The 12,613-nt window shown below is 41.9% G+C and carries 8 protein-coding genes; all 8 read left to right on the top strand.

Annotation, left to right across the window (positions count from 1 at the left end):
- Positions 1-4: 4 nt before the first annotated feature.
- The 8 genes from CYG50_RS16710 to CYG50_RS16675 all read left to right on the top strand — a co-directional run bounded on the left by CYG50_RS16710 (position 5) and on the right by CYG50_RS16675 (position 12,604).
- A complete protein-coding gene (locus CYG50_RS16710) occupies positions 5-3,766 on the top strand; it encodes a nitrate reductase subunit alpha (protein ID WP_102138106.1) in 3,762 nt (1,253 codons plus the stop codon).
- Positions 3,766-5,307 carry a nitrate reductase subunit beta gene (gene narH, locus CYG50_RS16705; RefSeq protein WP_102138105.1) on the top strand — a complete coding sequence of 514 codons (1,542 nt, stop codon included), beginning with the start codon at positions 3,766-3,768 and terminating at the stop codon, positions 5,305-5,307. The genes CYG50_RS16710 and narH overlap by 1 nt, the downstream gene beginning before the upstream one ends.
- The gene (narJ, locus tag CYG50_RS16700; RefSeq protein WP_102138104.1) at positions 5,304-6,026 is read left to right on the top strand and encodes a nitrate reductase molybdenum cofactor assembly chaperone; all 723 of its coding nucleotides are present in this window, start codon (positions 5,304-5,306) and stop codon (positions 6,024-6,026) included. Before narH ends, narJ begins: the two co-directional genes overlap by 4 nt.
- Positions 6,023-6,700: a respiratory nitrate reductase subunit gamma gene (gene narI / locus CYG50_RS16695; protein ID WP_004907792.1), complete on the top strand. Its 678-nt coding sequence runs from the start codon at positions 6,023-6,025 to the stop codon at positions 6,698-6,700. The genes narJ and narI overlap by 4 nt, the downstream gene beginning before the upstream one ends.
- A gap of 1,243 nt (positions 6,701-7,943) precedes the next feature.
- Complete coding sequence (locus CYG50_RS16690) at positions 7,944-8,474, top strand: fimbrial protein (RefSeq protein WP_148241605.1); 531 nt, start codon at positions 7,944-7,946, stop codon at positions 8,472-8,474.
- Positions 8,475-8,553: 79 nt separating this feature from the next.
- Entirely contained in the window at positions 8,554-9,105 is a 552-nt protein-coding gene (locus CYG50_RS16685) for a fimbrial protein (RefSeq protein WP_102138102.1), read from the top strand.
- A gap of 20 nt (positions 9,106-9,125) precedes the next feature.
- Positions 9,126-11,816: an outer membrane usher protein gene (locus CYG50_RS16680; protein WP_102138101.1), complete on the top strand. Its 2,691-nt coding sequence runs from the start codon at positions 9,126-9,128 to the stop codon at positions 11,814-11,816.
- 35 nt (positions 11,817-11,851) lie between these two features.
- Entirely contained in the window at positions 11,852-12,604 is a 753-nt protein-coding gene (locus CYG50_RS16675; protein ID WP_102138100.1) for a fimbria/pilus periplasmic chaperone, read from the top strand.
- Positions 12,605-12,613: the final 9 nt, after the last annotated feature.

Here is a 12,613-nt window from a genome sequence, read left to right as displayed (position 1 = left end):
TCCGATGAGCAAGTTTTTAGATAGATTTCGGTATTTTAAGCAGTTAGGCGAGACCTTTTCAGGTGATCACGGGCAAGAATTAAATGTAAACCGTGATTGGGAAGATGGTTATCGTAGCCGTTGGCAGCATGACAAAGTCGTGCGTTCCACCCATGGTGTTAATTGTACTGGCTCTTGTAGTTGGAAAATTTATGTCAAAAATGGGTTAGTCACTTGGGAGACCCAACAGACGGATTACCCACGCACTCGCCCAGACCTACCTGATCATGAACCAAGAGGATGCCCTCGTGGGGCGAGCTACTCTTGGTATTTATATAGCGCAAACCGTGTTAAATACCCAATGATGCGTAAGCGCTTACTTAAATTGTGGCGTGAAGCAAAAGCAGAGCATCAAGACCCTGTTGCAGCGTGGCTATCTATTATCAATGATCCGCAAAAGGCACAAAGCTATAAACAAGCTCGTGGCCGTGGTGGTTTTGTTCGTTCAAGCTGGCAAGAAGTGAATGAACTGATTGCAGCGGCAAACGTCGCGACGATTAAAGAATTTGGTCCTGACCGCATTGTTGGTTTTTCACCCATTCCCGCGATGTCGATGGTTTCCTATGCCTCAGGTGCGCGCTATTTATCATTAATTGGTGGCTCGTGCTTAAGTTTTTATGACTGGTATTGTGACTTGCCGCCTGCATCACCCATGACGTGGGGCGAACAAACTGACGTACCGGAATCAGCAGATTGGTACAACTCGTCTTATATTATTGCTTGGGGTTCTAACGTTCCGCAAACGCGTACGCCAGACGCACATTTTTTTGCAGAAGTGCGTTATAAAGGGACGAAAACGGTCGCGGTGACGCCAGATTACGCGGAAATTGCCAAATTATGTGACCATTGGTTGAACCCGAAACAAGGAACAGATAGCGCCATGGCAATGGCGATGGGGCATGTGATCCTCAATGAATTCCATGTAAAACGCGAAGCTGAATATTTCCGTGAATATGTGCGTACGTATACCGATATGCCGATGCTTGTCATGCTAGATAAGCGTGAAGATGGCTCTTATGCCGCAGGCCGCATGCTACGGGCATCTGATTTACATAATTCATTAGGCGAAGAAAAAAATGCCGAATGGAAAACTATTGCGATTGATGAAGATACAGGCGAATTATGTGCTCCACAAGGTTCAATGGGATTCCGTTGGGATGGCGGTCAAAAATGGAATTTAGAACCGCGCGCTGGACAAGATGCACATAACATTAAAATGAAACTCAGCTTGGCAGATAGCTATGATGAATTTGTCGATGTTGGTTTCCCTTACTTTGGTGGCTTAGAAAGCGAGCACTTCCAGCATGTTGAACTTAAAGATATTTTATTACATAAACTGCCCGCTAAACGTATTCAGTTAGCTGATGGTAGCGAATCATTAGTTACTAGTGTTTATGATTTAATGCTAGCGAACTACGGCATTGACCGTGGTTTTGGTGATGAAAACTGTGCAGTTGATTACGATGATATGAAAGCGTATTCACCTGCGTGGGCGGAGAAAGTCACAGGGGTTAGCCGCCAAAATATTATTCGCATAGCGCGTGAGTTTGCCGATACCGCAGAGAAAACCCATGGCCGCTCTATGGTGATTGTTGGCGCAGGGATTAACCACTGGTATCACATGGATATGACCTACCGCGCGATTATCAATATGTTGATTTTTTGTGGTTGTGTAGGGCAAAGCGGTGGTGGCTGGTCTCACTATGTGGGGCAAGAAAAATTACGTCCACAAACGGGTTGGTTACCTTTAGCCTTTGGTTTGGACTGGCAGCGCCCACCTCGTCATATGAATAGCACTTCTTTCTTTTATAACCACTCAAGCCAATGGCGTTATGAAACAGTCGCAACAGAAGAGTTGTTATCGCCTCTAGCCGATAAGCAAGCCTTTAGTGGCAGTTTGGTTGATATGAATGTACGAGCAGAACGCATGGGGTGGCTGCCGTCAGCACCACAGTTAAATGTCAACCCATTAAATATTGCGAAGAATGCACAAAGTGAAGGGATGTCACCCACTGATTATACTGTTAAACAGTTGAAAGAAGGCAATATTCGCTTTGCTTCAGAGCAACCTGATGACCCTCAAAATTTCCCACGAAATCTGTTTATTTGGCGTTCAAATTTATTGGGTTCCGCAGGGAAAGGCCATGAATACTTACTGAAATACTTATTAGGAACTGAAAATGGTATTCAAGGCAAAGACTTAGGCCAACAAGGCGGCGTCAAACCTGAAGAAGTGGAATGGCAAGATAAAGCGGCAGAAGGGAAAGTTGACTTAGTGGTGACTCTCGACTTCAGAATGTCGAGCACCTGCCTGTTCTCGGACGTTATTTTACCGACTGCTACTTGGTATGAAAAAGACGATATGAATACCTCGGATATGCATCCATTTATTCATCCGCTCTCTGCGGCAGTTGACCCAGCTTGGGGATCCAAAAGCGATTGGGAAATTTACAAGGGGATTGCCAAAGCATTTTCTGAAGTCAGCGTTGGGCACTTAGGCAAAGAAACGGATGTGGTGACGTTGCCGATCCAACATGATAGTGCTGCTGAGATGGCACAGCCTTTTGATGTGAGAGATTGGAAAAAAGGCCAGTGCGAGCTGATCCCCGGAAAAACTGCACCGCACATTATCTGTGTTGAGCGTGACTATCCAAATACTTATGCACGTTTTACCTCTCTTGGCCCACTGATGGATAAATTGGGTAATGGGGGAAAAGGGATCAATTGGAATACGCAAGATGAAATTGATTTCTTGAAAAAACTCAATAAAACTCAGCCAGAGGGGGCTAATGCTGGGCGGCCAAAAATTGAAACAGCGATTGATGCCGCTGAAGTTATTTTAACACTCGCGCCTGAAACCAATGGGCAGGTGGCAGTAAAAGCATGGGATGCGTTAAGCAAAGTAACAGGCCGCGACCATACTCATCTTGCTCGTCATAAAGAAGACGAAAAAATCCGTTTTCGCGATATTGTTGCGCAGCCGCGTAAAATTATCTCTAGCCCGACATGGTCAGGGTTGGAAGATGAACATGTTTCTTACAACGCCTGTTACACCAACGTTCATGAAATGATCCCATGGAGAACGCTCAGTGGTCGCCAGCAGTTATATCAAGACCATGAATGGATGCGTGCCTTTGGGGAAAGCCTTGTGGTATATCGCCCACCGATTGACACACGAGCCGCTCAGCCACTTATGGGGAAAAAATCCAATGGGTTCCCAGAAAAAGCACTGAACTTTTTAACACCGCACCAAAAATGGGGGATCCACTCTACTTACAGCGACAACTTATTAATGTTGACGTTAGGCCGCGGTGGCCCAGTGGTTTGGCTTAGCGAAGAAGATGCCCGCGAGCTTGGTATCGAAGATAACGATTGGGTTGAAGCTTTTAACAGTAATGGTGCATTAACCGCTAAAGCGATCGTTAGCCAACGTATTCCTGATGGCATGATCATGATGTACCACGCCCAAGAACGGCTGATCAACTTGCCTGGATCTGAAATTACGGCTCAACGTGGCGGAATTCATAATTCGGTCACGCGTGTTTGCCCGAAACCTACGCATATGATCGGTGGCTATGCGCACCTTGCCTATAGCTTCAATTACTACGGAACAGTAGGTTCTAATCGTGATGAATTTGTGGTTGTTCGCAAAATGAAACAGGTTGACTGGCTGGATGGTGAAGGTGATGCCTACCAGCAGACCTTGAGCGGAAAGGAGAAAGCATAATGAAAATTCGTTCTCAAGTCGGCATGGTGCTAAACCTTGATAAATGTATTGGTTGTCACACTTGCTCAGTGACCTGTAAAAACGTGTGGACTAGCCGCGAAGGGGTTGAATACGCATGGTTTAATAACGTCGAAACTAAACCGGGTATTGGTTATCCCCATAATTGGGAAGACCAAGAAAAGTGGAAAGGAGGCTGGATACGCACTATTAAGGGTAAATTGGTTCCACGGATGGGGAACAAAGTGGGTGTTTTATCGAAAATCTTCGCTAACCCAGATGTACCTGCTTTGGATGATTATTATGAGCCGTTTAATTATGACTACGGCCATTTAAAAAATGCCAAAGAAGGCAAACACGTACCAACCGCGCGCCCTCGTTCATTAATTACGGGTGAGCGAATGAGTAACGTGAAAATGGGACCAAACTGGGAAGATGATTTAGGCGGTGAATTCGCCAAGCGAGCCCAAGATAAAAACTTTGAACATATTCAAAAAGAGATGTACGGGCAGTTTGAAAATACGTTCATGATGTATTTGCCACGCCTGTGTGAACATTGTTTAAACCCAGCGTGTGTAGCGACCTGCCCAAGTGGGGCAATTTATAAGCGCTCAGAAGACGGTATTGTGTTGATTGACCAAGACAAATGCCGCGGCTGGCGCATGTGCTTAACCGGTTGCCCGTATAAAAAAATCTATTTCAATTGGAAAAGCGGTAAATCAGAAAAATGTATTTTCTGTTACCCACGTATTGAGTCAGGCATGCCAACGGTTTGTTCTGAAACCTGTGTTGGTCGTATCCGCTATTTAGGGGTATTGCTGTATGACGCCGATAAAATTGAGTCGGCAGCCAGTGTCGAAAAGGAAACCGACCTTTACCAAAGCCAACTTGATGTTTTCCTTGATCCCCATGATCCAAAAGTGATTGAAGAAGCGCAAAAACAAGGGATCCCATTAAGCGTGATCGATGCGGCACAGAAATCCCCAGTGTACAAAATGGCGATGGAATGGCGCTTAGCTCTGCCACTGCACCCTGAATACCGCACGTTACCCATGGTGTGGTATGTCCCCCCTTTGTCACCAATTCAGTCAGTGGCAGATTCAGGGCTCTTAGCTAATAACGGTGTATTGCCGGATGTAGAAAGTTTACGCATTCCAGTGCAATACCTTGCGAATTTGTTGACCGCAGGGGATACCGAACCGGTGCTATTGGCGTTAAAACGTATGTTAGCGATGCGCCATTTCAAGCGAGCAGAAACCGTAGAAAACCAATGTGATACCAGTGCGTTAGAGCAAGTTGGATTAACACAAGCTCAAGCACAAGAAATGTACCGTTATTTAGCTATTGCTAACTATGAAGATCGTTTTGTCATTCCATCCAGTCATCGAGAATTGGCGCGTGAAGCATTTCCTGAAGCGAAAGCTTGTGGCTTTAGTTTTGGTGATGGCTGCCATGGTAGCGATAGCAAAGCGAATTTGTTTAATAGCAGACGCATTGATGCCATTGATATCACACCAAAAAATAATCAGGAGAAAGCACTATGATGGCACTAAAAGTGATCTCTCGGTTATTGGAATACCCTTCGGAAGCGCTTTGGTTACATCGTGATGAGCTCATTGAAGCGCTAGAACAGGCTGATGAACTGTCTGTCACACGCGCTGTTCAACTGATGGTGTTTGTGCGTGAGTATCTCAATGAAGACTTACTCGATATGCAAGCGCAATATTGTGAGCTGTTTGATAGAGGGCGCGCGACATCATTATTGCTATTTGAGCATGTGCATGGTGAGTCCAGAGACCGAGGGCAAGCGATGGTTGATTTAATGGCTCAATACCAGCAACACGGTTTACAAATTGATTGCCGTGAATTACCCGACCATTTGCCCATTTATTTGGAATACCTCACGGCATTACCGACCGATGAAACTATCGAGGGGTTACAGGATATTGCGCCAATTTTAGCGCTGTTAGGGGAAAGGCTAAAACAGCGAGAAAGCCGTTTCTCTGTTTTATTTGATTTTTTACTTGAGTTTTCCCATAGCGACATTGCTGCGGAGCAATTAAGCAAACAAGTAGCAATCGAAGTACGGGATGACACTCCAGAGGCGCTAGATGCGGTTTGGGAAGAGGAGCAAGTGAAATTTTTTGCTGATGAAAAAACATGTGGTAGCGAAGTGGCAGCACATCAACATCGCTTCGCCAATGCGGTGGTACCACAATATTTGGATCTCAGTGTGGGTAGCCATGTAGGAGTTCAAAAATGAATTTTATCAATCAATTTTTCTTCGATATATACCCCTATATCGCTGGGACGGTATTTATTGTCGGTAGTTGGTTACGTTACGATTACGGGCAATACACGTGGCGAGCGGGTTCCAGCCAAATGTTAGATAAAAAGAACATGCGTTTGGCATCAAACTTATTCCATTTGGGGATTATTGGGATTTTTGTCGGGCACTTTTTAGGTATGTTAACGCCTCATTGGATGTATGAATCTTTTCTGCCAATGCATATTAAGCAATTAATGGCGATGATTGGTGGGGGGGCAGCAGGTGTGATGATGTTAATTGGTGGCGCGATGCTGTTGAAGCGCCGCCTGACGAACCCTCGCGTGAGAGCAACTTCATCCTTCGGTGACATTATGATTTTAACCTTGCTGGTGGTGCAAGTTTGCTTAGGGTTACTTACCATTCCATTCTCAGCGCAACATATGGATGGCAGCGAAATGCTAAAATTAGTGGGATGGGCGCAGTCTATTGTGACATTCCATTGGGGGGCATCCAATTACCTTGAAGGTGTTGGCATCGTTTTTAAACTGCATATTGTGTTGGGTATGACGATATTTTTACTCTTCCCATTCTGCCGTTTAGTGCACATTTGGAGTGCCCCTATCGAATACCTGACTCGTCGGTATCAATTGGTGAGAAATCGCCATTAGGTTTGGCTCCACAAGGCGGTGGGCCAGTACATTGCTTTTGTACAACTTGTTCTTGTGTAAACAACAAATATTGCTATTTTGGCACCCCATTTCATATGAGATGGGGTTTTTTGTTTTAAGTGGTGATTTACTTTGTATCGCCATATAAACATACTCTAATTTGGGTGTAGGTAATGTTAAATATAATGGTAAGTTATGCTCAGTCTTTATGGTGTTTTGACTTAAACAGCGGTTTCTATATTTGAGATATTATTATTAGGTCAGTAATGTAATTGTCGACAATAATTTATGGCATTACTTTTACTCATTTTTGGGATATCCTCATTTTTGCTATTTAACTTACCTTAATTTAGCTAATCAACTTAAATAGAGATTGGTTTATTTCTATTAAAGGTGTCTTGTTTTTCTATTTTAATCCTTCTGGTGGTATTTATAAAGTTATTGAAAGTTACTTTTAATTACTTTTTGAAATAATTTGAAATATTAAGGCTGTCTGGCTATCGTTTTTCATTTTATTTTCTATCAATTATTTCTATTTTTATTTTTATTTAAAAAGTGTTTTATTATATTAATGGTACCTAGGTGTTGTTTATATTGAATTCATGGTTGTTTTTAATCTATCATGATGATATTTATGGATTTATTTTTAATTTATTACTCATTTAAAATGTAACAATTGGTGAGTTTAGAAACATTATGAAAATATTTAATTGTTTTTTTTGGGAAGTTTCTGATTAATTATTTTTCGGTAAAATCTCGATTTAATATTTTTGAGTTAATTTCATGATTTCACTTTATCTCATCCCATTTTTTTTCACTAATAAGAACCCGTTTTATGAGTATAAAAAACTTTATTAATAATGATTGGGTTTATTTTATGGTTTTTTATTAAGAAAAGGTCAATTTAATTAGAAGCACATCACCAACTTATCCCGTAATGGTGTATTTAAGATGGGGCATGTTATGAATTATATATATATATCACTAACTTATAGTTAAGATGTTTAATTAACCCTTAAATTTGACATAACTAAAATGTGGTATAATAATGGCAACGCATTGATGCATTGTTTAATTATTTCATTTATTAACTAATAGAGTTTGATAAATAGAAATAGTTATTGGTGTCAATCTTTAATATTTGCTAATCGAATATATTTTAAGAAAAAGTTGAAATAATCAGATTAATAATAACTCATTATTTTAATTTGTGTTGTCTTTTTATCTAATGGAAATGTATAAAATGAAATTAAATAAACTTGCTTTAGTATTAGGTTTAGGTTTAGCAGTAGTTGCTGGTTCTGCTTCTGCAAACCAAGGTGGCGGCCAAGTCACTTTTAAAGGTTCAATTATTGATGCTCCTTGCTCAATTCCACCAGGATCTCAAGCATTTGAAGTACCAATGGGTGCTATCGCAACATCTGCATTAAACGGTGGCGGTAAAAGTATTGCTCGTGACTTCAATATTCAATTAGAGCAGTGCGACATCACAACTCTGAAAACAGTTCAAACTACATTTACTGGTATTCCAAGTACTTCGGTAACTGATGGTTTAGCTATTGCTGGTACTGCGAAAAACGCGGGTATCGTGATCACTGATTTCAACGGCACCAAAATTGCTTTAGGTGCTAAATCACCATCTCAAACTTTATTAACTGGTGCGAACACATTGCGTTTCCAAGCTTATTTGCAAGGCGATGATGATGCAACAAACAAACCAGCTGTACCAGGTGAATTTGATGCAATTGCAACATTTGCTCTGAGCTACCAGTAATTGGTATAGCCCGTACAAGGATGTATGGGCACTAATTTTAATGCATTGAAATTGGTTATTAAGTTGAGATGGAGTCGCTATGAATCACTTTGGCATCATTGTCATGGTGCTTTCAGGAATGATATTTGCCCCGATAGTCAGTGCGCAAAATCAAAATTCTCGGGCACAAAGTCAGTTCAAAGGAACTGTTACTATGGGCGGTTCAATCATTGAGAGCCCTTGTGCAATAGATGCAGATAGCCGAGATCAATCAGTTAGCATAACGACTGTACCGGTTAGCCAGATAATTCACGACAGAGAAAGTCCAACAAGTGATTTCTCTATACGCCTTATCAATTGTGTTCTAACACCGGTAACTCCTGGAACCCCTAATTGGCAAACTTTCAATATTACATTTGATGGCCCAACTGATGGCCGTAACTTCGATGTTTTTGGGCATGCAAATGGATTGTCAGTAAAAATTTCTGATATGGCTGGAAATGTTGCAATACCTGGTAAGGCAATGCCTGATTTACCTATTAGCGCGGGGGAGACAACTCTGCACTATAAGGTGCGGGTAGTACCTAATAATAAACGCTTAAAACCAGGAAATTATCAGACAACTATCCGTTTTAAAATGGATTATTACTGAGTTATTACTAAGGGACTATTATGGCTCTGCGATTAAAAAGTAAAAATAAAGTATTTAATAACTCAGTAAGTTATTTTTTAACGCCTGTTGCTACCATGGTGTTTATAGCCATTGCTCATATAAATTTAGCTAATGCAAATAATGATAGTATTGAGTTTAATACGGATGTTTTAGATCTTCAGGATAAAAAAAATATTTCCTTAAATGAGTTCTCTCGCGCAGGTTATGTTATGCCTGGGAAGTACCCATTTAAAATTAATTTAAATAGTCGCGATTTAGCTGACATTTTTGATATTGAATATATCGCGGATCCTAATGATCCGGGTATGACTGAGCCTTGTTTAACGCCAGATGTTGTTGACCATATCGCTTTGCGCGATGAATGGAAACAAAAGGTTGAATTTGCTAAAAATGGCCAATGTTTAATTCCAGAAACGATCCCAGGAATGACAGTAAGTGGTTCTTTAGCCAAAGAAACGATCACCATTACTGTACCTCAGGCTTATATCGAATTTACCTCTGATAACTGGGATCCCCCATCTCGTTGGGATGAAGGTGTTCCCGCTCTGATCTTTGACTATAACTTGAATGCTAACTTAACAAGGCCTGCAGATTCAGCCAATACCCAGTCAGTTACTGGTAACGGTACGACAGGTTTTAACTTAGGCGCATGGCGTTTTAGAGCTGACTGGCAAGCAAGTTATAATCGAACGAATGGTCAATCCACAGATCGTAAATGGGATTGGAGCCAATATTATGCTTATCGAGCCGTCAAAGAGCTAAATGCAAAGCTAACGATGGGGGAGCAATTTCTTCGCTCAGGGTTATTTGACTCATTCCGTTATATGGGGGTAAGTCTTATCTCTGATGAGAGAATGTTACCACCTAACTTACGTGGCTATGCACCTGAAGTCACTGGTGTTGCGAGAACCAATGCAAAAGTGATTGTGACTCAGCAAGGGCGTGTCATTTATGAAACGCAAGTTGCTCCGGGGCCTTTTCGTATTCAAGATTTAAGTGATGCCGTTAGCGGTAAATTAGATGTACGTATCGAAGAGCAGGATGGCTCCATACAAGAATTCCAAATGAATACCGCCTCCATTCCGTATTTAACTCGTCCAGGCTCAGTGCTGTTTAAGATTGCCGGTGGCCGACCGAATAATATGGAACATGAAACAGAAGGGCAAGGATTCGTTACAGGGGAATTTAGCTGGGGGGTCTCTAACGGTTGGTCATTATTCGGTGGTGGTGTCGCGGCAGGTGACTATAACGCATTATCACTCGGTGTTGGTCGAGATTTACTCGCCTTCGGTGCAATTTCATTCGATATCACTGAGTCACGAGCAAAACTGAAAACAGAAAACAAAATCTATACAGGGGCGTCTTATCGCTTAAGTTATTCAAAACGTTTTGAAGAATATGATAGCCAAGTCACCTTCGCAGGATATCGATTCTCTGAACGCGACTTTATGAGTATGAACCAATATCTCGACCGTCGTTACAGAGGGGTGGAATTCGATAATAGTAAAGAGCTGTATACGATCACATTTAATAAGTACTTCACTAGTGCGGATCTGACTGCGTATCTGAACTATAACCACGAAACCTATTGGAATAAGCCTGCGGCAAAACGCTATAACATTTCTATTGCTAAATATTTTGATATTGGTCGTTTTAAAAACATCAATTTAAGTTTAACGGCATTCCGTAACAAATTTGATAATAGAAATAATGATGATGGGCTATATATGAACCTCTCTTTGCCTTGGGCTGATAGAGCGTCAATTAGCTATAACAACATGGTGACGAGGGATGGTAATTCACATACCGTCAGCTATTTCGATTCCGTTGATGATAAAACAAATTATCGTGTTGGTACTGGGGTTAGTAGTCGTGGACGTGGAACCATTGATGGTTTCTATACGCGTTACGCTGATTTAGCAACCGTTACGGCAAGTACCAGTTATATCAATGGCGATACCTCTTCAGCTGCATTTTCTCTACAGGGTGGTGCAACAGTCACAGGGCATGGTGCCGCATTACACCGCATTAACACGCCAGGTGGAAGCCGGGTGATGGTAGGTACTGAAGGTGTGAAAAATGTCCCTATTCAAGGTTTTGGGCCAACCACAGAAACCAATATTTTTGGTAAAGCAGTAGTCTCTGACATCAGTGATTACTACCGTACCAGCGCGCATATTGATGTGACTCAGCTGCCTGACGATGTGGAAGCTATTCGGACATCGCAGCCTATTACGTTGACTGAAGGGGCTGTTGCTTACCGCGAATTTGAGGTGTTAGCGGGTGTTAAAACGATGGTGAGATTGGCACTGGCCGATGGAAGTTATCCGCCATTCGGGGCTACCGTGAGAAATGAGAAAAATAGAGAGCTCGGTATCGTGACTGATAATGGCTCCGTATATATCTCTGGTGTCAATCCAAATGAAGTTTTAGATGTGCATTGGGATGGAAGTGCGCAATGCAAAATTCAGATCCCAGAAAATATTAAAACGGCGGAATTTAACTCACTGTTATTACCGTGTACAAGCAGCCCAGGTATTGAACCTGGATATATGCCTGCAAAAGCTGTTCCTGTTGGGCAACCAGCCCCTGTCTACAAACCTGCACCCGTTAAACAGGGCGTAGAACCGAGTCAGCGTTGGTTATTGAAGCCACCGGATATTGCTTACAGCGCAGATTATACCGAGTAACCCAAGTTGCTTGATTTTATAAATAGTTGGTACATATGAATATTAAGAAAATTGCATTTTTTACTACGACAATTACGTTATCTGCAGTGCTATGTGGACAGGCTTTGGCCGCTATTGCACTTGATAGAACACGCGTCATTTATAATGGGGCTGAAAAGACCATTAGCTTAAATATTAAGAATGAAAACACAGAGTTACCTTATCTTGCGCAGGGCTGGATTGAAGACGCTAATGGTAACAAAATTGAAAGCCCACTCACGGTGTTACCACCAGTTCAACGCGTAGAACCAGGTGAAGGTAGCCAAGTTAAAATTCAATCTCTTCCTGATATCGCGACATTACCTCAGGACAGAGAAAGTGTTTATTACTTTAACTTACGTGAGATTCCGCCACGTAGTAAAGAAGCTAACGTATTACAAATTGCATTACAAACACGTATTAAGTTGTTTTATCGACCAAAAGCGTTATATGCCACTCGTACGGATTTAGAAAACCCATGGCAAGAAAAAATTACGTTAACGCGTAAAGGTGATGCCTACGAAGTCACGAATCCAACTGCTTACTTTGTCACGATTGTGGATGCAAGTTCAAAAGTGGGAGGAGATACGGTGAAGCAGTTTGAGCCTGTGATGATCTCACCAAAAGGTAACGGAATGCTTAAGGGTAGCGCAAGTGCTATGGGGGCAAAGCCAGTTCTAACTTATATCAATGATTATGGTGGAAGGCCTAAATTGACGTTTGGTTGCGCAGGTACAACTTGCAAAGTTGAATCTTCGACGGATAGATAACGGAGAACA

The sequence above is a fragment of the Providencia huaxiensis genome, from assembly GCF_002843235.3.
In the GTDB taxonomy this organism is placed as follows: domain Bacteria; phylum Pseudomonadota; class Gammaproteobacteria; order Enterobacterales; family Enterobacteriaceae; genus Providencia; species Providencia huaxiensis.
Note: the sequence above shows the minus strand (reverse complement) of the source record. Positions and strands in the feature narration are given on the sequence as shown.

Bases quoted from the DNA above. Each gene is read 5' to 3' on its own strand.
- CYG50_RS16710 (WP_102138106.1), top strand. From the start codon at position 5: ATGAGCAAGTTTTTAGATAGATTTCGGTATTTTAAGCAGTTAGGCGAG.
- narH (WP_102138105.1), top strand. From the start codon at position 3,766: ATGAAAATTCGTTCTCAAGTCGGCATGGTGCTAAACCTTGATAAATGT.
- narJ (WP_102138104.1), top strand. From the start codon at position 5,304: ATGATGGCACTAAAAGTGATCTCTCGGTTATTGGAATACCCTTCGGAA.
- narI (WP_004907792.1), top strand. From the start codon at position 6,023: ATGAATTTTATCAATCAATTTTTCTTCGATATATACCCCTATATCGCT.
- CYG50_RS16690 (WP_148241605.1), top strand. From the start codon at position 7,944: ATGAAATTAAATAAACTTGCTTTAGTATTAGGTTTAGGTTTAGCAGTA.
- CYG50_RS16685 (WP_102138102.1), top strand. From the start codon at position 8,554: ATGAATCACTTTGGCATCATTGTCATGGTGCTTTCAGGAATGATATTT.
- CYG50_RS16680 (WP_102138101.1), top strand. From the start codon at position 9,126: ATGGCTCTGCGATTAAAAAGTAAAAATAAAGTATTTAATAACTCAGTA.
- CYG50_RS16675 (WP_102138100.1), top strand. From the start codon at position 11,852: ATGAATATTAAGAAAATTGCATTTTTTACTACGACAATTACGTTATCT.